This window comes from Natrinema gelatinilyticum (assembly GCF_024266705.1).
GTDB lineage: Archaea > Halobacteriota > Halobacteria > Halobacteriales > Natrialbaceae > Natrinema > Natrinema gelatinilyticum.
In genome coordinates this window covers 3,361,943-3,385,892 of record NZ_CP100756.1, presented here as the reverse complement: position 1 = coordinate 3,385,892, position 23,950 = coordinate 3,361,943, and the positions used below count along the sequence as shown (strand labels likewise).

Below are 23,950 nucleotides of genomic sequence, written 5' to 3'. Positions count from 1 at the left end.
CCCCCGCAAAGGTTTAACTCCGCGCGAGGCCTCGTCCTGTACGAGTAGACACATGAGTTCCGACGACACTGACGAGCATCCGGTTGATGCCGCGGATGAGGGAGGCGAATCGCTCGAACAATCCGCCGATTTCGTCGAGACCGACGTAGACGGCCCCGGTCGACATGCGGCTGTCGAGGAGCTCGATCAGCGGATCGTCGACCTGCTTTCGTGGATCCTGGATACCGAGACCCGTGCGAAAATCTACGTGTATCTCCTTGCGACCCCCGGGAGTACCTCCGAGGAGGTCGCGAAAGGGACCGGCCTTTATCCGAGCACCGTCCGCGAGGCACTCGCGGAACTTCACGACGAGGACCGCGTCACGAGAGAAAAGCGCGCGAGCGAGGGTGCCGGGAACAACCCGTACGAGTACACGGCGATTCAGCCCAGCGAACTCGTCGGCGGCGTCGTCGATCAGGTCCAGCGAGAATTGAATACCATCTTTACGCTCGATCGCATTCTGGACCGGGACGGCGAACGGGAAGCCGAAGCCGACTTCGAGGAAACCATCGAACCAGTCACGATCACCGTCGACGACACGACACCGACCGCGGTCGACGAGCCCGGCCCGGACGGCGACGTCGTCGAATTCGAGGACGATGCGGAGGTCGAGACGACGGACACGGGGACGAACGAGCGCGACGACGTCGATGATCACGAGACCGCTGGCTAATACCTCGACTTCACACCACCGACTCGAAGTAACCGCCGTCGCATCAACACGCGTCGAACCAGCGGAGTGACGTCCCCGCTCGTCGTCACTCCTCGAGTTCGAGGATATCCGGCCGCTCGAGTTCGACGTCTCGATCGACTGCCGCGACGGTCGAAGTCGGCCACGTGCCGGTCGTCGTCAGGGATTCGATTCCATCGTCGGTAACGAGTGCGGTGTCTTCACTTTTCGCGCCCTGAACGGTCGGATTCCACGCGTACGCCATCGGGGCTACGACGGGTGCCTCGTGGCCCGGCGCGGCGATCCACTCCCGGCCGGCGAAGCCAGCGGCGCCTCCCTGATGGTGATTCTTCCACTCGCCCTCGTACCCGACGGCAACATAGGCGTTTTGGATCGCGTGAAACACGTCGCCAGCCGTTGCGGCCTCGTCGGTGGCGGCCATCGCCTGTGTCTCTGCCAGGGCCGTTACCTCGACTCGAGCAGCGGCGGTGTGGCGGTCTGCGAGCCACTCGGGCCGATCGAAGGCGACAGTCCGGGTACAGCTCGCGTGAAGACCGGCCCGCTCAGCCGTCACGGAGACGAGCGCGTAGTCCTCAAGGGTAGCCTGCGTGGGCGTGTAGTGACGATACTGCAGTGCCCGCTCGGCCCCGCCGACGAGGACGACCGGCGCTTCGATCTCTCGAGCCGAAAGCGCGACGCGTAGGGCCGACGCCACTTCGAGTTCCGTGTCGTCGGTTTGCACCTGCCGACAGACCGATTCGACAACTGCTGCCGTCTCCCTGCCGAGTTCGCGGTATCGCTCGCGATCGCGCTCGGTAAGCGGCTGCCGAAGCGGCGTCGGATCGACGCGCTCGAGTCCGGGAACCGAAATGTCCGCCGAGGCTCGCCCCTCCGTCGTCGCGCGCTCGGCGATCGCCTCGGGAAGCGACGACGCATGCCACGGAAATCGTTCCAGCGAGATGTCGCTCGTCTCGAGATCCGGCAGTTCTTCGGCGACGATACGATCGGCCTCGATGTTGTCAGCGACCAGGGTCAGGTCGTTCCCGTCGTATCCGATCGCCGCAACGCCGGCTTCGGTCTCGCGGTCGACGACGTTACGTCCGCCGGTCAGCCACGCAAACGAGTTCGGTCGGGCGAACCAGACCGACTCGAGGTCGTGTGACTCGAGGTAGGCGTCGAGTCGTTCGCGTTTGTCCATGTCTGGTGCTGGCGAGGACAGTCCTTGAATCCGACGAACGGCGAATCGTCGACGCCATGAGTATTTTCCGTTCAGATCTGGGCTCGCCGCGAGCGTCTACCGTCAGTTCGTTCCGTGACGAACGGTCGAAGACGTCCGAAATAGAACGCCGGCCCACGGTCTGGCCACGTTCGATCCGGCGATTCCCGGGGAACTGGACGACTCGGGCAACCTAAGTACGGCCCGTTCTAACCCTCGACAGAACGCCCGTGTCGTACGATAATCATACGCCCGACTCGAGACTTCGGTCACTGATCGATCGGTTCGGCTATCCGCACCTGCTGACCGCCACGCTCGCACTGGTCGCTGCGACGATCCTCCTGGGCGTCGCGGCGAAGGCGACCGGTTCCGGACTGGCCTGCGAGGCCAACTGGCCCCGGTGCGACGGCGGGCCATTCAATCTGTTGCCGGCGAATCTACCGAGTTTCTACGAATGGTTCCACCGCTTCGTCGCGATGTTTGCGGGCTTTGCGATCGTCGGCTCCGCACTGGCAGCCTGGCAACTGCCCGACGTTGACCGGCGTGTGACCGCGTTGGTCGTCTTCGGAATGGTACTGACGCCGGTGCAGGTCGCTCTCGGCCGAGAGACGGTGAAGCAGTACACGATGGACATCCTCTCGCTGCACTTCTGGACTGCCGTCACGATTTTCACGCTGTTTCTGGTCGCCACCGTCAGCGTCTGGGCGCCGCGGCTCTCGAAGCCTCACGTCCTCGGTTCGCTCGCGCTCGGTATCGCCGCCGTCCCGGTCCACGTGGTCCTCAGTCCTGCGGTCGACGCTGGGATTGCGACGTACTCGCCGACGATGCAACTGACCCAGTACGCCGTAACCCTCACGTTGCTCGGTGCGGCGATCGTCGCCGCGATGGTCGGTCGCCACCGTTTTACGGGACGCGCCGTCACCCCGCTGCTCGCAGGGCCGCCGCTCGTCGTCGTCGTCCTCTTCTTCGGCAGGCAGGCGGTGAACCCGACCCTCGAGGCACCGTACCTCGTCGCGGTCGTGGCGCTTCTCTCGACGTTCGCCGTCGGGATGGTGTGGAGCCGACGCGAAACGCCCCTGGACGGGGACTCGACTACACTCTCCCCGTGAACCGCCTCGGGGCTTGACCCCAAGACACTCGGCCTGCTCCGGCGGTAGACCGGAGGCCAGGCTCCTCGAAGACGGTCTCAAAGGAAGTCAGCCGAGGGCGACGATAATCGAAATGCCGAAAAGGACGGCACCGACACCGAGACCGAACAACCCGTAGTTAGCTATCGGATTCGCGGCAGTCGTCACCTCGAGTGAGTACCGTCGGCTCGAGAACGGCCAGAACGGGCTGATCCCCATCGGTGTCAATGCGTCTGCGAGGAGATGTGAACCGATCGAGATAACGCCGACGAGGAAGGCAAAAGCAACGACGCTCGCGCCAGTGAATGCCGACGAGGAGTCGACGAGGAAGGCGGTCACGGCGGCGAGGCCCACACCGACGAGTAGCGCAAATGGGATCGAATGAGTCGGGCCCCGGTGGGAGATCAGCGGGACCCGGTGATCGTAGTCCGGTAGCGTCGACAGCGCCACGCAGACGAGTCCGCCGACGATCGCGATGTCCCCGTATCCCCCGAGAGCGACGATGGTGCCGAGTGGCGTGTACGCAAGCAACGCACAGCCGTAATGACCCATCTGATGCATCTACAAAATAAATACAAGTCTGAATTATAAACCCACCGTCATCCGAAACCTGCGTCGTACCGGCCGTGACCGGACACCGTCGTGCTTCAGGAAGCGACTGGACGACGGCTATCGGGCGAATAGACTGCGACTCGTCGAACGGAATGCTATGCTGCCGCGATCGCCGACGTTTTGACCGGCCGCTCCGTTTCGTTGGAACGTGCGAAACGTCACCGACAGGACGAGCAATCCGTTCGGATTCCGACCACCGTTCGACCGATCCGATCCGGACGATCGGACCGCAGTCTTCGGCTACGGTGACGCCAATGCTGATTTCCACGTCATTGGCGACTATCCAGGCATTCACGGCGGTGAGTCCACGGGCGTTCCCTTCACCGAAACCGAGAGCGGACTCGCAATACAGCAACTCCTTCGCGACATCGGATTCGCGAGTGGCTCATGGACGCGTCCTACCCTCGAGAACTGCTTTGCGAGCTACATCCACATGTGTAGCCTCCCGGATGACGAGGCACCGACGGCGGCCGACTACGACGACCTCGAGCGCTTCTTCGACGCCGAATTGCGGGCGATCAACGCGCATATCCTCCTGCCGGTCGGTGAGCAGGCGACCAATCGCGTGCTCCGCGAGTACACGACCCAACGTCACCGACACGATCTCGATATGGCGACGCTCCACGCGAAGGAAATTCGAGGCCGCGGGTTCCTGGTCGTTCCGATCAGGGAGCCGACGTCGTGGGTCGACGGTGAGGCCAGCGCTATCGAGTCCCAGCTGCAGTCTCTGCTCGCGAGCGATTACCGACAGACCAAAGGCGTGGCGACGGTGGTCGGCTGAAACGGATCCGATCCTACGAGGCGCATTTCGGCCCGAACACGATCAGCGCGGTGCTCGGTTCGACTGCGCGTGGTGAAATGTCCTGATCACCATCGAATCGAACGACGTCGTCCGGCTCGAGGTCGTACTTTTCGTCGCCGAGCGTGAGCTCGAGGCTACCGGAGAGCACGAGTAAGACGACGTTCGAATCGGGATGGCGGTGTGCAGGGACGCGCTCATCGGCCTCCAGGCGAAGTTGGACGGTTCGGGGCGATCCCCCGTCGAATACTTCTACGTGTGTCGTCTCCTCGAGCGAATCGAGTGCTGTGACGTCGGACATAGGAGACGTATGACCCCTCACGTCTTGAACGTCCGCACGAACCAGTTCGAACGAGGCGGGATCGAGCGTCATTCGCGAGCAACGACACCAAAACCGACGCTCCCCTGCGATTGCCGTGCGGATATACTTCAGCATCGGGCCGCAATCGAAGTCTGAAAACGCCAGCCATAGACGGAACAGCACACGTTCCGGCGATTCGACCAGTAGCCCACATTATGTAAACGTTTAACGTTTCCACCATATACACATATCCCATGGAAGTTACCAATCCGGCCACCGGCGAGCGAGAGGAGACCGTCGAGGAGCACACGGAATCGGAAGTCGAGGCCGCAATCGAACGGGCGACCGAGGCCTACGAGGGGTGGCGCGACCGTCCGATCCGCGAGCGCGAGGAGTTGCTCGCTGACGCGGGCGACGTTCTTCGCGAACACAAACGCGAGTACGCCGAAACGATGGCCAGAGAGATGGGGAAGCCGATCACGCAGGGAATCGCAGAGGTGGAAAAGTGCGCGTGGGTCTGTGACCACTACGCACAGTACGGCAGCGCCTACCTCGAGGCCGATTCCCATCCGAGTCCGCCAGGATCTGCCGTCGAGACCGTTTATGATCCGCTCGGCCCCATTCTGGCAGTGATGCCGTGGAACTTCCCGTTCTGGCAGGTGTTCAGGTTCGCGGCTCCGCACCTCACCTCGGGCAACGTCGGACTATTGAAGCACGCCTCGAACGTCCCCGGCTGTGCACAGGCGATCGAAGACGTGTTCCGAGAGGCGGGCTACCCCGAGGACGTGTTTCAGACGTTGCTGATTCCGTCGGATCTGGTCGACGACGTTATCGAGGACGAGCGTGTCGAAGCCGCGACCGTCACCGGCAGCGGGCCGGCAGGTCGTGCTGTTTCTTCAGCCGCGGGAAACCAGCTCATGAAGTCAGTTCTCGAACTCGGCGGGAGCGACCCGTTCGTCGTCCTCAACGACGCCGACCTGGCGGACGCGGCCGAGACGGCCGCGTGGGCACGCAATCAGAACGGCGGGCAGTCCTGTATCGCCGGGAAGCGATTCCTCGTTCACGCGGACGTATACGACGAATTCGTAGACCGATTCGTCGACGAAGTCGAGTCGCTCACGATCGGCGATCCGATGGACGAGGAGACCGACGTCGGCCCGCAGGCCCGCACGGACCTCATGGAGGAGCTGCACGAACAGGTCGAAGCGAGCGTGGAGGCCGGCGCACGAGTCCTCATCGGCGGAGAGCCGATGGACCGCAAAGGCGCCTACTACCCGCCGACGATTCTCACCGACGTCCCCGAGGGGTGTCCGGCCGACAAGGAAGAGACGTTCGGTCCAGTCGCCGCCGTCTACGAAATTGACGACGAGGACGAAATCGTCGCGAAGGCTAACGATACCAGATTCGGACTCGGAGCTAGCGTCTGGACGACCGACCGCGAACGCGGGCGACGCCTCGCCCGCGAAATCGAGGCCGGCTGCGTCTACGTCAACCAACTCGTCAAGTCCGATCCGCGAGTTCCGTTCGGCGGAATCAAAGACTCCGGCCACGGCCGCGAACTCGCCCGCGAAGGCATGCTCGAGTTTGTGAACCGGAAAACGGTCTGGGTCGAGTAACGAAGTGCTACAAAAACGCCACCGTCGTGGCTCGTGTCCCGGTTCTTCGGCGTACTCCCTCCCGTAATTGGCAGACAGAGGTCGCTCCGGCGACAATTCGATGGGTGGGGCGGACGGGGACCAGATCCGTTTCGAAATCGTTTAAATACGAACGGAGAACATGTTCTCGTGGGTTCCCGCCGCTCAAGAACCTGCTCACCCCGTTATACGCCGGCCTTTCATAGGATCACCTGTTATGAGCGATCGTATCGGTGCACCCGGACTCGGGCTATCGCGACGCGAATTCGTTGCAGCGACCGGCGGTGTTGCGGCACTGGCGGGTTGCCTCGGCCAGGATTCCCAGCCGAATACGCAATCTGTGCGGTCGGACGAAGAGCCTGAGAATGGATCCGCAGAACCTGATCTCCCGTGGACGACACCACCGGAAGTCGTCCAGGTCGACGAACGGGGCGGACGCGTGACGCTGCAGTCGGTCACGGCTCGACACGCCGTCCACCCGCTCGATTCGATGGGCGGGCCGGTCGAACTCCCGCGGGTCTGGGCGTTCAAGGCGGACGACGGCACCCCGAGCGTTCCCGGACCGATTCTCCGTACGACAGAAGGTACCGACATCGAAGTGACGCTCGACAACACGAACGCCGACATGCCCCACACGCTGCACTTCCACGGCGCGCGGAAACGCTGGGAAAACGACGGCGTTCCGACCACGACCGGTATTACGGTCACCCCCGGCGAGAAACACACGTACACCATCCCGGCGAACGTCCCGGGGACGCACCTCTATCACTGTCATTATCAGACCCATCGCCACATCGACATGGGGATGTACGGCATCTTCCGCGTCGACCCGAAGGGGTACGAACCCGCCGACAAGGAATATTTCTTCACGATCAAAGACTGGGACTCGCGGCTGAGCCGACAGTTCGCGGGGCAGGACGTCGAGTACGATTCCCGACAGCGAACCCCCGACGTATTTACTATCAACGGAAAGAGCCTTCCGCGGACGCTTCACCCGGAGGACGGCTCGCCGATAATCGTCGACCACGGCGACACCGTACGCCTTCACATGGTCAACGCTGGCTACATGTCTCACCCGATGCACACGCACAACCACAGGTTCCGACTCGTCGAAAAAGACGGCGGCCGGGTCCCTGAAACCGCCCAGTACGAACAGGACGTCACCAACATCGCGCCCGCGGAACGCCATACGATCGAGTTCGAAGCCGACGTGGACCCCGGGATCTATCTCATGCACTGTCACAAGGTCGACCACGCGATGAACGGCACCGTCTATCCCGGTGGGATGGTCGACGCAATCGTTTACCGTGACGCGATAGACACCGACATCTTCGCCGACCTCATGGCGTACGCGGGCTACGACGACTAATCCCTCGAGCGGGGTGGTGATTCGGACGCAGAACGCGTTTACCGGAGAACGGACAGGGTGGGGTTCAAGGACCCCTTAGCTCCGTCCTTCCGTTCTCGTCTGTACGTCCGATCCGCTGGACATGGGTTTTACATCGTTGAGCCGTCGGTGGCCGGTCGCGGTGATGTCGTACCGGCGACAGCCGATCAATCGGATGTTCGCTGCGTCGTGTAGGCGCTCGCAGGCCTGTTCGATCGTCAGCGGGTGTTCGTCGACCGCCGCTGCCAGATCCACGACGTAGAGCGGACCCGAATCGGCGAGCGAACGGAGAATCGTCCGCTCGAGTTGTCTTCGCGACATCTATCGATCACACGCCTCGTCGTAGGCCGCCAGTAACTCTCGGTATCGGTTCCGTACCGTCACCGCGCTCACGCCGGTTTCTTCACCGACCGTCGCCTGGGTGAGTCGATCGTTCGTCAGTTGAGCCGCGCCGTAAATCGCTGCAGCCGCTAACCCCGCCGGACTCCGGCCGCTGTGGAGATCGCGCGCCTTCGCCGCGTCGAGGATTTCACGAGCGAGGTGCTCGGCATCGTCGGTTACCTCGAGTTCCGAGGCGTATTGCGGCAAGTAGTGGACGGGATCGGCCGGTTCGATCTGCAACTCGAGTTCGGTCGAGAGATACCGATATGCGCGTTGGATCGGAAGTTTTTCCACTCGGCTTACCGACGCAAACGCGACCAGCGTCCGCGGGGTGCCATGTTGCCGTGCTGCCGCGTAGAGGCAGGCGGTCGTCATCGCCTCGATCGATCGACCCGGAAGCAAACCGTCGTCGACGGCGCGGCGATACATCACCCCGGCGGTCTCGCGACACGGGTCCGGCAATCCGAGGGCCGATGCCATGCGCTCGATCTCGCCGAGAGCCTGCTTCAGATTTCGTTCCTGGGCGTTCTTCGAGGTGAACCGTTCGTTCCAGGTCCGCAATCGCCGCAGCTGTGACCGTTTTCGCGCCGAAATCGCATTTCCGTACGCGTCCTCGTCCCGCCAGCCGATCGTCGTACTGAGACCTTTGTCGTGTTTCAACGGTGTTATCGGGGCCCCGACGCGGCGTTTGTCTCCCGTGGCGTCATCGAACGTTCGCCATTCAGGCCCGTAATCGATTTCGTTCGCATCGAGGACGAGCCCACAATCGGTACACGTTCGTTCGCCGTGTTCCTCGTCGTGCTGGATCCGGCCCGTACACTCCGGACACTCCGACCGCTGTCGCTCGAGCGACGGTGCGGTCTCTCGTGTCTGGTTTCCGGTCGCTCCTTTTTCAGCCGTGTCGACGATCGTTCGAGTCATTGGTTGGTGGGCGCCGGAATCTCGTGTCCCGGTCGCGTCCTGTTCTAGCTGGATATTCAACACACCGACAGTATCAACGACAGGTGGATTCCCATCCGATGAGAACCGTCGGCTTCGTTCTTGAATGCCCGACGACCGACCGTTGCAACCGGTTGCGACAACGTTTATTCGTTCCGAGTCACGATCACCGATAGATGGATCGAGACCGCAACCGACGTAAGAACGGACCCGACAGCGACGCAGACCCGTTCGAGGACGCCCCTGACAGCGAGGTCGATTCGCTCGAGCCATCGTTCGAAGCGGATGACGACCGCGTCGAACTCGGGCTGGCGCTACTTGCCAGACTCGAGCACGAAACGATATCGCTCGCCGACACTGTCGACCGAATCGAAACGATCACGACTGACCCGACGGTAACGCGAACGATCCTTGATCAAGCCGAGCTCCGGGGTCTCATCGAACGGGAAGACGGTATCGTCCGCCCGAAAAGCCGCCAGTACGTTCGATTCGAACGAGACGTCATCACGAAGGAGGGAGAGTTCTCCTGTCAGCGCTGTGGGTCGGGGCTATCCACTGGCTACTTCATCGATCTCGAAGCGGGCGAACTCGGCCCGTTCGGTTCCTCGTGTATCCGAAACGTGACCGGCCGGGACGACTAACGACCCTGCCGGAGTTCCGCGATTAGCTTGTCGATCGTCCCCTGTTGTCGCTCGATGATATCGCTCTGGCGCTCGACTGCGGCTTCGAGCGCCTCGAGGCGCTCTAAGAGTTCCGGATCGGTTTCCGGCGCTCCCGTGACGGACTCGGGTCCGGGTTCACCGCCGAATGTCTCGTCCGTGATCGATGCATCGACGTCGGTCGCCTTCCCGAGGAACGATGCGGTCTCCGCGAACTCCTCCTCGTTTTCTCCCTGGTTTGGCGCCGAGGAAGCATCTGACGACTGGGCAAATTCGTTCTCGGTGGCCCTCGACGGTTCCGAGTTGGCCATCTGACCGTCGCCCATTCCGCCGCCGCCAAGCGGATCGACACCGCCACCGAAATCGACCGACCTGCCGGTACCGGTCTCCACGTCCTCGGCGTCACCGACCACGCTGTTGAACTCCGCGAGCGAACTAACGCCGTGATATGCGAACAGCGCTCGCTGGAGGCGTTCACGGATGTCGCTTGCCTCCTCGTTTGGCACCTTGATCCGCTGGGGACGCTCGTTGACCGTGAGGACGATCTGAATTGCCACGCTTCCGTCCTCGAAGGCGAGTTTCGTCACGTCGTCGAAGTGGTACTCCTCGTAGTCTTCGTCCCAGACCGCACCGCCAATTTGCTTGACGAGTCGATTGCTCGTAATGGTCAGCGTCAGTTCGCTGAATCGATACGTCCTGACGATCGCCTCGCCGGGGCCGGTGATTTCGTTGCCGTCCAGTACGCCAGCGAGGACGGGATGGAGGACGTCGTCGGTTTTCTCCGCCGGAACCGCGAACGACCGATCGCCGTCGAGTGCGTACTCGAGGGTAAACTTCGTTTTTCGTCGGCCCTCTGAGAGGGTCAACCGGTCGGCGTCGTGCGGGAATTCATCTGCTGATTCGTCGCTCAGAAGACCGTCGGCACGGTAGACGATGGTTCGGGTTGGCGTAATGAAGAGTTCATCGTCACTGCCGAGGGAGACCCGCGTCGTGATTTCCTCGCCATCGAGAGTAGAGTGGACGATGCCAGGAACGCTCATGCACTGGCGTTCGTAATACCTTATGATAAATCCGTGGGTCCACGTTACACAGCAATGCCGAATGGGAAGGTTAAAGAAACGGACCGCACTATCCGTAATCAGGCCCGGGTGGCTTAGCTGGACATAGCGCCGCACTCATAGGGTTCAGAGATTCGGTGCGGTTTCGCCTTGGAAGCCTCCGTGTCCCTCGAGGACTGCCGAGCCTCGAACCTGGGACATGCGGAGATCGAGGGTTCGGAGCCCTCCCCGGGCATAAAACCATTCTTTCCGGTGCCCAATTATGAGGGTCAGAGCGGTGGCTCTGGTACTATTGGTCACCGGGGGTGTCCGGCGTGACTTCTGCCGGGTTGACCCTGTCCGAACAACCACCGATCGGAGCGGCGGCTACGGTTGATCTTGATGGTCGTTCACCGACCGAGATATGGACAAATCTCGTAAGTTCCGAGTCGTTCCAGACCGAACTCGTGCGCAGTGCCTTGGACGCTGGTCGGGGGCGAACCTATCTCGAGTTCGCGACTGCCCTTGAGGGACTGTTCTCTGGTGGCGAAGTCGCCGAGATAGACACACTACACGGTTCAATCCGGTCGCTTGTCCTTGGCGTTGCAAAAGGCAACAAATCGGCACTGTGGTCATTCCTCCGTGAGACGGAAAAATTAGGAACAGGACACTCTCGGATTGACGACACCGTGCGTATGGCCCGACTGTTCGCTCTTGCACTTGAGAACCAGCCCGATCGGGTAGTCCCGACCGTGGCGTTCGTATTGAAGTCGGAGTTTCGAGAACAACGGGCCGACCAACGGAGGGAGATATGCGAGATAGTCGCCGAACTCTCCCGTGGGTGCAACGTCCATCTTATGGGAAGTGGCCTGAGCCAACGGTGGTTGATCGAGACTCACCGAACGGACCTCCCTGTTAGTGCCGAGTGCATTACTCCCCGCTCTCGCGGCCCGCTTTCGGAGCTAGTAGACGAGGCGCTTGGTGAACTCAATCCCGATGGACGAGAAGCCGTGATTCTTCGCCAGCTATCTGACGAGGCTACAGAGACGCTATCGAATCACTCGCTGTATTCGGCGTTTCAGGTGGATGAATCCCGCGTTCGACAGTGTGTGAGCCGACTTGTCGAACTCGGCTTAGTGGATACGTTCGGACCACAGAATGATCGGAAGGTCGAACTGCTCGAGGCAGGTCGTGAATATTTGTCCGAAGTATCCCGACAGAGTACCCTATCTGAGTGCGTTAGCGATACCCCAAAACAGTACTCACAGATAACGTGTAACACCGAAACCGGGACGGAAAAGGACGGAGACGGCCGGTTTCACCAAACTACGGTTCAAAGCCGCCCGAACAAAGAAGCGACTGTTGCGACCGGCCAAAATACGGACATATGCATAGTGAAAGAGCCGGTGGAACTAGACCAGACGGAGAAAGAACGGAGAACTAAGCCGGTGAGTTACGACGAGGACCGCAACATAGCCACCGTAAGTGTACGTGCTGGAGAGGGACTGCCCTACCTGGTGAGTGTTGCAACGGCGTTAGCAACACCGTGGTTTTTGAACGACGAACTCCCGGATAACTGGCTCGAGAGTATCGATGAGCCTGCTATGATCCTTCGAGAAGGTCGGAACATCGGTGGTCTTTCTGACCGTGCCTTGGACGATCGCGACGAACTCCGTTCAGTCCTTGCCAAGTGGGGCGACGAACTCGAGGGCCTGACGACAGAGTACCACCACGCTACGGGCGACAATAAGAAGGATCTCGCTTCGGAGGTAATGAAACAGTGTCAGGGCCTTGCTGGTTCGATTGTTCACCTGTTAGACGCCGCTGACATTGACGTGATTCGGGAAGTACGGGTACCCAGTGGTCGTGATCTACAGAAACTCGAGAATCTATCTGAGTCAATTGCACGGTCAACTATTATCCAGTCGAAATACGGTGTGTTCGCTCCGTATCGCCATATCTTCGAGACGGACGCGGGGAAACCGCTACTCTCTCCTGAAGTGGACGCAGCAGACCCTGTTGGTTCTCTCATCGGGAGTTTCGTTATCCGGGGCAAAGACGTTCACCGACTCAAACCGCTACTTGAGTCGGCCCTATCGAATCTGGGCGAGTTCTTGGACGAACAGCCGGAGTTCACGATCCCGGTCACTGTTCGCGAAGCCGATCGTCGAGAGTTCGCCGTAACGACGACTTGGATGCTCAAAGCCAAGAACTTCCGGCCAACTCGAGAAGCTGTCTCTCTGGTTCACGGACTCACTGGTTCACCGTATGATGTCGCACGGGCCTTGAACCAACTCAAGACAGAGGACGGTGTTCGCGACGTTCGACCGGACGAGATTCGATATGCTCTATCCACACTTGGAGAAGAGAGAATCTTACCAGGACAAACGCCGACTGTCGGAAAGGTAGTCCATGCACTGCTACAGGCTACTGAACCGCTCTCACAAGTCGAACTAGCGGATAGGGCTGATGTCTCTACTCAATCCATCCGTAACAACAGGGACGCTCTCGAGGCGCTTGGTATCGTCTCAATCGAACGTGGAGCGTGGCGGTTGAACCTATCCTTCCGAACCACAGAGGAACGCCGGAATCCTGTTACACCGGAACTTGTGGGGAGTACGTTCACCGAAGCCGTTGACGCGCTACTCACGGCCATTCTACCACCGGAGAGATACGGCGATCCGGAGGACCCGGTCGGCGGTGTACTGTTCTGGCCGCCTGACCCGTGGGTATTGGTCGACAATTCTGACCTCAAGCCGTGGGTTCGGCTAGCAGCGAGACTCACCGGCACTGAATGCCCGGATAGCGAGACGACTATCTCGGTTGAACCAGCGATCGAACAGACCGCGATTACTGAACCAACGAAGACGACAGCATGAGCAAACGCACCTACAGTGGCGATCCGCTGGATATGACCTACACTCCGATAACGGAGCGTCCGGAGTTAGACGACCCCGAAGACGTCATCTATGCCACCGAACCAGAAACCCACGGGCGAGAGACGACAGAAAACGTCTCTCTGCTGGCGGACAGTGACGACAGCGAAGACGATGAACCACAGCGACCGGTAGTCCCAGGTCAAACAAAACTCTCCGAATGGGCCGGGTTGGGTGAGTGACGACGTTGTCGACCACACCGATCTAAGACAAACGTAGGCCCCTTCGATTCCCGTTCTTTATTTAATGAACTTCACCTAATCTAACATTCATTCTTATTGTGGCAGAAATACTAGCCATAGTATGGACACCTTCAGCACTTCGAGCAGTTTCAATCAGTTGGTCGGAGTATGTGTCCGTATGCGTCCATATCAACCATGACTGACGAGAACGATACCGACACCGACGAATTCGAGCATGAATGGATGGTCGGGAACGGTCACGCTGTCGGCAATCCTGGAGGGTCCCCGCCCGCGAAAAACCAGAACGCCGCAACCCACCACCTTCACGCCGATCCCGATAACGTCCTTCCGTACCTCAAAGAGAACGAACCCGAAGCCTTCGAATGGGTCAAAAACAAGTACGACTCCTATCTTGAGGATGCTCCCTTCGAACACTGTAGCGGAAAAGCCGACAAACTGCTCGAGACCGTGGTGTGTGAGTTCTCTATCTGGAAGGCGAGAGGGATTCAAATCCGTGATGGGATCGTAACCAAGACTCACAAACGAGGAGCAGACGGTGAACTCTACCAGGTAGAGGACGAACAGCCACACAATCAGGCGGTGAATCGGATGGATCGACAAGTGATGAGCAAACTCGAGAAACTAGGTATCTTCGACGATCAATCGGATGATTCGCCGAACGGCCCGCTCTCGAACGAATACTACACGGTCGTAACCAAGGACTCTAGCGACGAGAGCGACGAAAACGACGACGATGACGACGAGAGCGGCGGCTGGAAGGTCGTCAAATAGTGTTCGTTTTCGAAAATCACGTATACCCGCGTGTTCGAGCGGATCGGGCGGGTTTCAAGCCCGACTCAAAACTGTGATTATACGTCACTTGTTATGCACAACGAATGCCAGTTGGTCCATTCTCTACTGGAGCTCTTCTTGGGGCTACCGCTACGTTGGTTGGCGCAGGGATTCCTTTGGTTTACAGGTATGTCTGGGGGTCGAAATCTCATATCTCTCTATCCAGATTCGTCACAATTGACGACACTGAATGGCGTTATAGCCGAACCAACCATATACCGACCAGGACCCGTAGAATCCTTATTCGGGCATCAAACAGCGGATGGAGGGATGGAGTAATTAGTCAAGTCACGCTGGATGAGGTAGTATTATCGGGTGAGTTTGGTCGTACTGTTATCGACCCAGAAGATTGTGTTCACAAGATTGCATGGGAGCATTATGCCAAATCAGGGGGTCATACTCGTGTGGATTTCGAACAGCGGGTTGATTATCAGGGACAAATCGTCAGAGGTCGAGACGATGAATTGTTTGGGATCATTCCGTTCATCCTTCATAAGAGCGAGTTAGGAAGAAAAATGGAAAAGGCAGAGAAAGGCGTATTCACGTTCTCAGTCACTGTTGAAGACAATAAGCGAATCTACTCCACAAGTATAGAGGTATCCACCAAACCCAAAGATAGCACAAACGAAGAAGCCAGCCGTAAGCTTAGACAGTAATTCTGTATCGATCTCACGCCGAACTCTCCTTTCGACCCGTAGCCTGACGAAAATCACCATATTCGATTTTGGGGTGAGCGCACTGTACATTCCGCGCGCGACGGCGAGTAGGATTTTCGCTTGAGTCCTGGTTCCTATCTGGTTCGGCTGATGTCTGGCCGGCAGGCTCCTCAGCACCTCCAAAGAGTGCTATCAAAAACCCATTTCGTCTTCATAGTGCTCGGTAGTGTCTATATCTTCAACGGCCTGAAACTCAGTTGATCCACACGAGCAACCGTTTCTCGTCCCGATCGGTTGAATTGTCCCGTCAGGCCATTCCTTAGACGCATAGACAGAACCACATGCGAGACATTCGGCCATTGTCCGTTCGCTCTCCCCGTCGGGCATTTTTTTTTCATATCTGAGTTAGAGGGGTATCAGTGTCAGCACTACTTCTGTTTATACAACACCTTTTTAAGCGAATCATCTATCTCGGGGAGGCACTTCCGAGGATGTTCTTCATTCCGTGGCGAACTCGAGAGACGGACCGACCGACACTCACGATCGACGGTCGACCGACGAGTTCGAACCGATCCGACCGAACCGGTGACCGAACTGATGGGGCGGCTCGAGTGACGGAACCGAACCGATAGGGACGACCGTTCGACGAACGGAAGGCAACCTTACCGGTCGAACCCCAGGGGTAGGAGGGACCGAAAGGGGGGTTCTCGCGTTTGAAATCTCAATCAGAACTCCGTCCGATCTAATCTCGATATGTGGGACTACTCGAGAATCCATTCTCAATTCGTGGTCCCACGGACCGACCTACGGTTCGAGATAATTTCCGTTATCTCGCCTTGTGGGACCACGAGGTGTTATGAAGCCACAAAGCGGGTGGGTGGGTGGATGAGTGGGTGGGGGGGGCACTCCTATCACAACCAGCCATCTACAGAGGCCAGAGTTCACGTTTGACGTGAACAATCCTGGCTACAATTTCAGGGGACTTGAATGTTTATAACAATATGGAATATTGAAAAGTAACGAAGACTTATTATTCATGGCTATCAACAGGAGAGTAGTTCGCACCGAAATCGCATCCCCGCAGATGCTCGCGGCGATCGTCGCCTCTGGTAACTGGTCGTCGACGACCGTCGCCCTCCTCATGTCTCGGGAAGGCTGAAATTAGTACTGCCACAGTCAGGGCAAGAATCCCAATTTCTCGGTGTGGGGTCAGTCATACTCAGTGCATGGAGAACAAAGCCACAGGATTGACACTCACTGTAACACAAGGACGATGTGGTTACCCGTTCCTCTAACTTGAGTTTTGCTCCATTGTGATTTGGTAGTAGTAATACAATTCTTTACTGTGGTTAACGACGAACTGGTGCCGTCGACGATGAGACGATCGCGACCCACCGTCCTCGAGTGTGTCGATGCCGCGATCTCGAGGGCAGTCACAGGGGATCTTCGCGGGGATAGATATTCTTCCCCGTGGCATCAGTAATCACACTATGGACGACGATTCCACACCTGAGAGACAGGCAGACGATGACGCGGAGACTGATGCAGAGGTCACGTTAGACGAGGTAGACCGGGAAGTGCTGTACTCGCTTCAGCGGGACGCGCGCAACATCACGATCCAGGAAATCGCAGACGAGGTGGCAGTTTCCGCAAGCACCGTTCGCAACCGAATCGACAAGTTGGAAGACACGAGCGTGATAGAGGGCTACGCCCCCCAGATCAACTACGAACGCGCTGGCTTTCCGCTCACACTCCTGTTTGTGTGTACGGCAGATCCCGACTCCCGTTCGACCATCGCACGGGAGATATTAGCAGTGGACGGCGTCATCGACGTGATCGAGATGGTCACCGGCGAGCGCAACCTCTACGTTCAGGCCGTCGCCACGACCACTAAGGATCTCACGCGCACGACCAGAGCGTTGAACGAGTACGGCATCACGATCCACAGCTCGGAAATCATCACCAACCACTACGTTCAACCCTGGAGCCACTTTAAGAGGTCCCCGTCCGAATAGTGGTTCGACGGATCACGGGTGGGATATTCCGTGCGATATCCAAATTGAGCTGCGGAATTTGCAACCAGTAGGTTGTGTTATGCGCAACACTCTTGCCGAAATAACCGGTATGTGGATTTGTACCATGACTGAGGGAAGGGAACGACGGAGCGCGTCGATGCTGGATGACGCGTTCGACGCATTGGCGAGCCATCACCGACGACGGGTACTTGTTGCACTCCTCGATCACAATCCGCAATCCGATCGAGTCCACGCGGAAGGAGCAGTGAAGGAGAGCCACACCAGAGCGGACCGTGACCATCTTCAGACTGCCATGCACCACAAGCACCTCCCGAAATTAGAAGCGTATGGGTTCATCCGCTGGGACAAGAATACACACGAGGTCGAGAAGGGGCCTGCGTTCGACCACATTCGACCACTCTTAGAGGTGCTTGACAGCCATGTGACTGAATTCACGGACGAGTGACCGTGAGTAAGAGGCGCAACCACTAAGACACTGATTCTGGAAGCGAGCAGTAGGGATGGGAACAGATGACGATTGAGAAGTCAGACACAGTAGTGGAGTCGCTCAGCACACGCGTTATCGAAACCGTTGCAGAACGTGAGGGCGTCGCTCCGACCAACCTTCCTCCCCTCTACGAAGTCATCGAACCAGAGGCACTCGACTCGATATTCACCGCTGGCCGGGGTCACCTCGTATTCCCGTATTACGGGTACAAGATAACGGTGTCCGGCGACGGACGCCTTGAAGTCGACGACAGCGACGACGCGTGAACAACGGCTGGTTCGCACTCGCCACCGCAGTCGCCCCGGGATCATGAGATCTGCCGTCCGGTGGGTCGACAACTCGAGATGAACTCTCTTAGCTCAAAGTCTGGGAATGCCAGTGATCGTTGGCCGGTACTTGGCCCCGCTCTACCAATGGGCCAAAGAGAGTACTCCTAAATGATACTGGTAGCTCCACTGAGTGTCCGCGGTTTCGTGGATACGGGTTTATGTGGTGATATCGAATACTAATATCCATGGTCAGCGCCAAATGTTCCATAACTTGTGAGATCGTACTCGCCGCTCCCCAAAATGCAGATGAGCTTGACGAATTCCATGAATTCAAGAGAGAGATTGAAGAATTAGCTGAGGAAAGAGAGTTAGTACTCCTATAGTGTCTCAGTGATCGTTGACCGGTACTTGGCCCCGCTCTGCCAGTGGGGCCAAGGGAGAATAGACCAAGCACAGTGATTACGCTAACCGGATGGACTAGGCGGGAAGGGCGGCGGGATTATCGAAATATCTTTTAGGAATCCCTGTATGACATTTTATTCGACATGTGTTGTATTTTCAGTGGCTTTCCAATTAGTGAATTGATGAAAATAGGGACCGTGCTTACTTCCTTTGGCGTTATTTTATCTCCAATCGTCTATCCGAAATTATTTGTTAGGAATGCTTCAGAAGGCCTTGAAAAACTCACTACTTGGCGGGCATACTTCGATCAAACAAGCGACGCTGTTCATCTCGGATATGTGATTGAAGGTGAAGAAGGATTCAAAGAAGTCGCAAGTGGAGCAGATTTCATATTTGGTATTGAGGGGGAACCTGAACAAATCTGCTTGGCAAAAGGTCGGCCAAGAGATTTAGGAGAAGTCATCGGATTTGGAATAAAAAACGGAATTGGCCCTAATGGGGTTCTATTTGCGAAAGTCAAAGAGGGAGACCCAGAGATACTCCAATGGGACCCTTGGAGTCCAAAAAGAACACTAAATGCAGAGACCCTTAAACAAGGAATTCGGCTAAAAGGGCAGGAAAAGAGTCACTATATAACGATGACATTAGCAGTAATCTGGGCGACTCTATCTGTTATCACTGTTCTCTAAGTTTGACAACTTACCTGCCCTTCCCGCAGTATCTGTCTGGCCAGTTCCATCACCGTTTGTTAGGACAGTTGGCCGATCTCAATAGCTGGTCGTCAACGATCGTCGCCCCTACATTGTCCACACGAGAGTTCGACCGGTTCGCCTCGAGTCTCGAGATCGGCCAGCTTGGTCGGAACGCACTGTTCGGATACTGTCTCTTGAAGGGTGTCGTTCTCGCTCTCGAGATCGTTGACACGGGCTTCAAGCTGTGCGAGTCGCTTGTGAATCGATGCGTCGTTGTCGGGACTGTTGGATGTCATCGTGGAAATCGAAGATGTGGGGGTATCGTTCGCCAGAACGGAACTCGGTGGTTGACCAGAGGGCACAGCACTGTCGCTATCGCGACGGATGGGGTGTCCGTCTCGAGCGCAAGGCGACCGGCGACGTCGTGGCCGCTGATGACTGGCCGTTCGTGAAGGGAGCACCGTTCGGGGAGACTATGCGGAGGAGTGGTGTTCAGGCGGTGGCCACGACTGTCGGATCGACGAGGATCGTCCAGTGTGTCTGCCCGGCCATCGCGAGTCCCAGGTCAGCCTCGAGGAGGACGTCAACTCGTCCTGGTGCCGTCTCCGTCAGATCTGTCGGAGCACAGTCAGCACAGTAGATCGCTGCGATCGTGTAGACTGGCTCGTCGGAGTACCGGCAGGCTCGAGCGCTTATCGGACGCCCTTCGTGGAGATGGTCACCACAGTCACGGCAAGGGATGGTTTCGCCTGCCGCGATACGCGCTCCATCGAACTGCTGCTCGAGGAGACAGTGATGGTGGGTTTCGGTCGCCGTCAGTTGTGGCTGGTCGTTCGGTGACTCGAGGACGTCATCGACAGCCCGACGAACCAAGGCCTCCTGCTGCGGGAAGACGCCTCCGTCGTGGATTCCGCCAACGTCGATTACGGTGCCAACTCGTTCGGATCGTTCCAACGTGAAGTCAATAGCCACATTGTCACCCGATCTCAGATCACCCCGATTGACACACCACCTATCGGGAAACTCAACGCCGGCGCCTCCCACCCCTGTCGGCGTTTCTCTGGGACGATAATTCAAATACCAAGCCGCGGCCAACAGCGGCGATGCATCTCACTGATCGACAGGAGGACCTCTTGATTGCCGTCGCACTGACTGAGTTCTCCGTTCACTACGAAGCTGTGGATCTAGAGTTATCGCAATGGGCGTGGCAGTTGGCTGCCGATCGATTCGTTGAGCAGGATATCGTTCCCAGAGAGGCTGTCGACAAATTCGAGATTGGAGATTCAGAGTCAAGTTGAGAGGGCACTCACTGGATAGTTGAACAGGAATGCTCAATAAATGCCGTTCATCCACGGTCGAAACGAGTGTGTTTTCTCCGGATGAAAGTAAATAGTATTGTCCCTAATCGGCCGCAAACAGTCGTTTCAGAGCTAAACCAACATTGGCGAGTGATCTGCCCAGATTGACACCGTTCTAACCACGGGACTTTCTCGAAGAACTCAGCTTCGGCTGTTGTACTCTTCGACCCCCATATGAGTGGATCATTGGGTGCTCGATATGATGAACGAAATCAAGCAGTCCGGGCGGGGCTAAGTAAAGTTACTCGGTGAAGTCGGTTAGGCGAGTACTCTCCCTCGCCTCAACCACACCTTCTAGTTCGATGATCTCTTTCTCCTCTGTCCTGTCAACCAGCACCTCGGTCTCCTCACCGGCCCCCTCACGACGATTCGCGACCAATGCCTCAACCGCCTGCATCACTTCGTCCAACCTGTCCTCTGCGCCAATAACAGCGAGAACTGCTTCGTCTAACTCATCTCGTGCTTCCTCGACGGCCTCCGATTCGTCCGGTTCTTCTGCTTCGTCCTCCGCCGTCATCAACTCCTCAAATGCTTCGACGATTTGCTCCGCCTCTTTATCAGTGACCTTGCGCGGATCCACGATTGACATCTGTTCGGCCTCATAACGCGCCATCCGAGAGCGAGTCATACTCTGCCCACTCGCCTCGCGGCCCTCAAGTTCCCGCGTCATCCACGCCAACTTCGAGTTTAAGACCCCCGCCAATAGTTTATCACCGATCTCGTCATCGGGCTTGATGCAGTGGAATTGGTAGTCTGCAAACGCATCGGCCTCGTTCCAGACCACCCGATGCTGCGTCCACAGGAATTCTGCCATCACCACCGGGGGCCTGTACTTCCGGATGTCCTCAATGTCGAACCACACATCTCGTCGCTTGCACCGGTCGTGGTGTTGATGCCCCTCCTCTTCACCCTTTTCTACGTACTCCAATAGGGTATCGTGGCCCTTTCGCTCTAGCCACTCTTTCACGTGCTGTAATTTCGTGTCACCGAACTCGTGGCCGTCATCAAGTGCCTCTTCGACCAAGTCGCGCACGTCTAGCACCCCCCACTCGGTTGCTGCTTCGTCGTCGAACCGTATCTTCTGAATTTGCCCGCTTGCCTTGATCGCCGGGGACACGTAGTCGTCAAGGCCGAGTTCCCCCCACTCCTCCGTTCGTTGGTAGAAGTAATTGTTTCCGCCCACCTTCTTTCCGAGATGGAGGTCGGCTACGTCCTGCAACTCGCAGATTCCCTCTCCGTGGAGCAGTTCGAAGTAGGCGGGTGGCGCGTTGTAGTACAGACTCCACTTCGGGTTCTCTCTGAGGGCTACTTGGCTAGTTGCGAGCAATCGATACTCATCAGATATTATGAGTTTGTCACTCTCAAACTCTTGCTCAACCTCCTCGGCGATGTCGTCCAAGTCCATCTGCTCTTTGATTTTCAAGAACTTCACCCGATTGTCATCCCTTTCCCACTCCTCCTCACACTTTTCGATGATGAGGACAGTCGCACCGATCAGAGCGTCGTCGAACGTCTGCGAAGCGAATCGGATCACGGCGTGGATTTTGAAGTTGTCTAAGAGGAATTGTTGCAAGTCTTCGCCGTACTGGCTGCTCAACCACCGGTCGCTGGTGATAAACCCGAGTTTTCCGCCTTCCTTCAAGAACTCTGTCGAGTGCGTGATGAAGTAGCTATAAATGTCAGAGAAACCTGATAAATAATCAGCGTCAAGTCCGTCGAGGTGGCTTCGGACGTTCTCCTTGTCGCCGATGTTCTGGTAGCGGATGTATGGAGGATTGCCGACGACGGCGTCCATCCCCCCGATGGCGTCTTCAACGTCGCCGCTCTCCCACTCGCTTCCGCCAGCACCGGCTTTGACGCGTCCGAACCGGAGGGTGTCGGGATTGATATTAAAGAAGTCGCTTACCTCGACGTTCACTGTTTCTGTGTGCGAGGTGAGGTCTTGGATGGAGAGGTTAATCGCACTCAAGTGGGCAGGAAAACGGTTAATATCGACTCCGTGAATGTGACTTAGAATTTGTTCATGTCCGGATCCCTGTTCAGGCAACAGATCTCTCTTTCGATTATAAGTGCTCACAAGGAATCCACCGCTTCCACACGCCGGGTCCATCACCTCGTCGTCCCCGTCATCAATGCAAAGGCGTGTGATCAGGTCGCAGATTGCGGGAGGAGTGTAATATTCGCCCATTTCGTGCCTACGATCGGCAGGGATTACTCCTTCGTAGATGCGGCCGATGACGTCCGAGTCGAACTGGGTGAGGTTTTGATCGTCCAGTTCAATCACGAAGTCGCGTATGCGATTGGAAACCTCACCAAGGGGGATTTCACTGTAAATCTCGTCGTGATCGAAGATCGCCTCAAAGTTGATCTCCGTGACGACGTGCTTGAAATACTCCTCAAGATCCTCCTTGACGCGGAACTGGCTGACGGCCATCGATTTGATCTCGTCAGCGTAGGTCGGACTGGATTCAAGAATTTTGTAGAACAAAATCTTGTTGATCAGCAAGTAGGCAGCTTGATCGGCAAATTCCGCCCGAACCTCTGCACGCTCGTCCTCATCCGCATCTGTGTAATCAATCCCCTGTGTGTCAGTCCAACGTTCAAATCGTATCTGAAAATCCTCGTCGTCGTCAAGATGCTGTTTCAGCTCCAACTCTAGTTTGGGTGAAATCTTCTCGTGAAGCGATTTCATCCTCTCAACGAACGCGTCGTCGTCTGCGTCCCATTGCGCATCGCCAGCGCGGATACGAGCGATTTCGTTGAGGAACGTGTCGGCGAATTTATCGAGGCTGCCGATTTCGTACGATTTGGTCGACCGCTGGAGAAGTGGCACGCCTTCTTCGTATGCGTCGAACACGACAAGACGGTCGCCGTTGAACGTTGCGAAGTAAGGAGCCCCAATGTTCCCTGCATAATTGAAGGCTTGCCGGATGACTTTCGGAGCGTATGGATCGATGTCCTTCCGAGAACGACCACTCCCATTCGGTGCCTTCGCTTCGATGACCATCGCTGGACTGCCGCTCGATTCGAATAAAACTATATCGGCGAACCCGTTGATGTTCTCCCCGTATTCCGGTCGGACGTCTCCGAATGTGAGGCCGTTCCGGTGGGGGTCATCCGCAATGGCATTCGCCAGATGTCGATAGAATTCAAAGTGGATATCCGCTTCACTCATACTTCTCATCTGTTCAGGCCATGCTTAAGTTGTTTCGCACATGTTTCATCTGCAACGGGACAAAGACACCCCCAGCCCGCCGACATGCCCTACTCCACTGTCGA

At 57.5% G+C, this 23,950-nt stretch carries 26 protein-coding genes and 1 tRNA gene; 18 read left to right on the top strand and 9 right to left on the bottom strand.

The features are described 5' to 3' along the window. Window positions 1-52: 52 nt before the first annotated feature. Entirely contained in the window at window positions 53-712 is a 660-nt protein-coding gene (locus NJU76_RS16630; RefSeq protein ID WP_254530470.1) for a helix-turn-helix domain-containing protein, read from the top strand. 85 nt (window positions 713-797) lie between these two features. On the opposite strand, the gene NJU76_RS16625 is transcribed toward NJU76_RS16630, so the two are convergent. Beyond that, entirely contained in the window at window positions 798-1,907 is a 1,110-nt protein-coding gene (locus tag NJU76_RS16625) for a M24 family metallopeptidase (protein WP_254530469.1), read from the bottom strand. 248 nt (window positions 1,908-2,155) lie between these two features. Here NJU76_RS16625 and NJU76_RS16620 point away from each other — a divergent pair, with 248 nt between their 5' ends. Continuing rightward, window positions 2,156-3,034: a COX15/CtaA family protein gene (locus tag NJU76_RS16620; RefSeq protein ID WP_254530468.1), complete on the top strand. Its 879-nt coding sequence runs from the start codon at window positions 2,156-2,158 to the stop codon at window positions 3,032-3,034. An 87-nt stretch (window positions 3,035-3,121) separates the two neighbouring features. Here NJU76_RS16620 and NJU76_RS16615 read toward each other — a convergent pair whose 3' ends face one another. Continuing rightward, a complete protein-coding gene (locus tag NJU76_RS16615; protein ID WP_254530467.1) occupies window positions 3,122-3,613 on the bottom strand; it encodes a metal-dependent hydrolase in 492 nt (163 codons plus the stop codon). A 199-nt stretch (window positions 3,614-3,812) separates the two neighbouring features. Between NJU76_RS16615 and NJU76_RS16610 the strand changes: the two genes are divergently transcribed. Beyond that, window positions 3,813-4,445 (top strand): uracil-DNA glycosylase family protein, encoded by a 633-nt coding sequence (locus NJU76_RS16610; RefSeq protein WP_254530466.1) that lies wholly within the window; start codon window positions 3,813-3,815, stop codon window positions 4,443-4,445. 13 nt (window positions 4,446-4,458) lie between these two features. On the opposite strand, the gene NJU76_RS16605 is transcribed toward NJU76_RS16610, so the two are convergent. Next, window positions 4,459-4,764, bottom strand: a complete 306-nt coding sequence (locus tag NJU76_RS16605) for a cupin domain-containing protein (protein WP_254530465.1) — start codon at window positions 4,762-4,764, stop codon at window positions 4,459-4,461. A gap of 254 nt (window positions 4,765-5,018) precedes the next feature. On the opposite strand from NJU76_RS16605, the gene NJU76_RS16600 reads away from it, so the two are divergent. Both NJU76_RS16600 and NJU76_RS16595 read left to right on the top strand, forming a co-directional pair. After that, complete coding sequence (locus NJU76_RS16600) at window positions 5,019-6,380, top strand: NAD-dependent succinate-semialdehyde dehydrogenase (protein ID WP_254530464.1); 1,362 nt, start codon at window positions 5,019-5,021, stop codon at window positions 6,378-6,380. A gap of 235 nt (window positions 6,381-6,615) precedes the next feature. After that, window positions 6,616-7,767 carry a multicopper oxidase domain-containing protein gene (locus NJU76_RS16595; RefSeq protein WP_254530463.1) on the top strand — a complete coding sequence of 384 codons (1,152 nt, stop codon included), beginning with the start codon at window positions 6,616-6,618 and terminating at the stop codon, window positions 7,765-7,767. 75 nt (window positions 7,768-7,842) lie between these two features. On the opposite strand, the gene NJU76_RS16590 is transcribed toward NJU76_RS16595, so the two are convergent. Then, window positions 7,843-8,106, bottom strand: coding sequence for a MarR family transcriptional regulator (locus tag NJU76_RS16590; RefSeq protein ID WP_254530462.1), 264 nt, complete (start codon window positions 8,104-8,106; stop codon window positions 7,843-7,845). Further along, complete coding sequence (locus NJU76_RS16585; RefSeq protein ID WP_254530461.1) at window positions 8,107-9,087, bottom strand: transcription initiation factor IIB; 981 nt, start codon at window positions 9,085-9,087, stop codon at window positions 8,107-8,109. Between the two features lie 194 nt (window positions 9,088-9,281). On the opposite strand from NJU76_RS16585, the gene NJU76_RS16580 reads away from it, so the two are divergent. Continuing rightward, the gene (locus tag NJU76_RS16580) at window positions 9,282-9,746 is read left to right on the top strand and encodes a DUF5830 family protein (protein WP_254530460.1); all 465 of its coding nucleotides are present in this window, start codon (window positions 9,282-9,284) and stop codon (window positions 9,744-9,746) included. On the opposite strand, the gene NJU76_RS16575 is transcribed toward NJU76_RS16580, so the two are convergent. Then, on the bottom strand, window positions 9,743-10,804 hold the full coding sequence (locus tag NJU76_RS16575; protein WP_254530459.1) for a DUF7115 domain-containing protein: 1,062 nt from the start codon (window positions 10,802-10,804) through the stop codon (window positions 9,743-9,745). The two genes, NJU76_RS16580 and NJU76_RS16575, sit on opposite strands and share 4 nt — an antisense overlap. Window positions 10,805-10,906: 102 nt before the next feature. Between NJU76_RS16575 and NJU76_RS16570 the strand changes: the two genes are divergently transcribed. The 11 genes from NJU76_RS16570 (at window position 10,907) to NJU76_RS16520 (ending at window position 19,310) form a co-directional block, all read left to right on the top strand. Next, window positions 10,907-11,057, top strand: a tRNA-Met gene (locus NJU76_RS16570). A gap of 79 nt (window positions 11,058-11,136) precedes the next feature. Then, a complete protein-coding gene (locus NJU76_RS16565; protein WP_254530458.1) occupies window positions 11,137-13,680 on the top strand; it encodes a helix-turn-helix domain-containing protein in 2,544 nt (847 codons plus the stop codon). Next, window positions 13,677-13,919 carry a hypothetical protein gene (locus tag NJU76_RS16560; protein WP_254530457.1) on the top strand — a complete coding sequence of 81 codons (243 nt, stop codon included), beginning with the start codon at window positions 13,677-13,679 and terminating at the stop codon, window positions 13,917-13,919. Before NJU76_RS16565 ends, NJU76_RS16560 begins: the two co-directional genes overlap by 4 nt. A 195-nt stretch (window positions 13,920-14,114) precedes the next feature. Beyond that, window positions 14,115-14,711 (top strand): hypothetical protein, encoded by a 597-nt coding sequence (locus NJU76_RS16555; protein ID WP_254530456.1) that lies wholly within the window; start codon window positions 14,115-14,117, stop codon window positions 14,709-14,711. A 464-nt stretch (window positions 14,712-15,175) separates the two neighbouring features. Next, window positions 15,176-15,427: a hypothetical protein gene (locus tag NJU76_RS16550; RefSeq protein ID WP_254530455.1), complete on the top strand. Its 252-nt coding sequence runs from the start codon at window positions 15,176-15,178 to the stop codon at window positions 15,425-15,427. A 1,036-nt stretch (window positions 15,428-16,463) separates the two neighbouring features. Then, entirely contained in the window at window positions 16,464-16,586 is a 123-nt protein-coding gene (locus tag NJU76_RS26600) for a hypothetical protein (RefSeq protein ID WP_256566098.1), read from the top strand. A 331-nt stretch (window positions 16,587-16,917) separates the two neighbouring features. Further along, window positions 16,918-17,442, top strand: coding sequence for an Lrp/AsnC family transcriptional regulator (locus NJU76_RS16540; protein WP_254530453.1), 525 nt, complete (start codon window positions 16,918-16,920; stop codon window positions 17,440-17,442). 124 nt (window positions 17,443-17,566) lie between these two features. Continuing rightward, window positions 17,567-17,908: a DUF7344 domain-containing protein gene (locus NJU76_RS16535; RefSeq protein ID WP_254530452.1), complete on the top strand. Its 342-nt coding sequence runs from the start codon at window positions 17,567-17,569 to the stop codon at window positions 17,906-17,908. Between the two features lie 65 nt (window positions 17,909-17,973). Next, window positions 17,974-18,216 carry a HalOD1 output domain-containing protein gene (locus NJU76_RS16530; RefSeq protein WP_254530451.1) on the top strand — a complete coding sequence of 81 codons (243 nt, stop codon included), beginning with the start codon at window positions 17,974-17,976 and terminating at the stop codon, window positions 18,214-18,216. 248 nt (window positions 18,217-18,464) lie between these two features. Next, window positions 18,465-18,602 carry a hypothetical protein gene (locus tag NJU76_RS16525; protein ID WP_254530450.1) on the top strand — a complete coding sequence of 46 codons (138 nt, stop codon included), beginning with the start codon at window positions 18,465-18,467 and terminating at the stop codon, window positions 18,600-18,602. A 201-nt stretch (window positions 18,603-18,803) separates the two neighbouring features. Continuing rightward, window positions 18,804-19,310, top strand: a complete 507-nt coding sequence (locus NJU76_RS16520) for a hypothetical protein (RefSeq protein ID WP_254530449.1) — start codon at window positions 18,804-18,806, stop codon at window positions 19,308-19,310. 92 nt (window positions 19,311-19,402) lie between these two features. Here NJU76_RS16520 and NJU76_RS16515 read toward each other — a convergent pair whose 3' ends face one another. Beyond that, complete coding sequence (locus NJU76_RS16515) at window positions 19,403-19,609, bottom strand: hypothetical protein (RefSeq protein WP_254530448.1); 207 nt, start codon at window positions 19,607-19,609, stop codon at window positions 19,403-19,405. A 196-nt stretch (window positions 19,610-19,805) separates the two neighbouring features. Further along, window positions 19,806-20,285: a DUF8112 family protein gene (locus tag NJU76_RS16510; RefSeq protein ID WP_254530447.1), complete on the bottom strand. Its 480-nt coding sequence runs from the start codon at window positions 20,283-20,285 to the stop codon at window positions 19,806-19,808. 131 nt (window positions 20,286-20,416) lie between these two features. Here NJU76_RS16510 and NJU76_RS16505 point away from each other — a divergent pair, with 131 nt between their 5' ends. Continuing rightward, the gene (locus tag NJU76_RS16505) at window positions 20,417-20,611 is read left to right on the top strand and encodes a hypothetical protein (RefSeq protein WP_254530446.1); all 195 of its coding nucleotides are present in this window, start codon (window positions 20,417-20,419) and stop codon (window positions 20,609-20,611) included. Between the two features lie 301 nt (window positions 20,612-20,912). On the opposite strand, the gene NJU76_RS16500 is transcribed toward NJU76_RS16505, so the two are convergent. Next, complete coding sequence (locus NJU76_RS16500; RefSeq protein WP_254530445.1) at window positions 20,913-23,846, bottom strand: type I restriction-modification system subunit M; 2,934 nt, start codon at window positions 23,844-23,846, stop codon at window positions 20,913-20,915. Window positions 23,847-23,950: the final 104 nt, after the last annotated feature.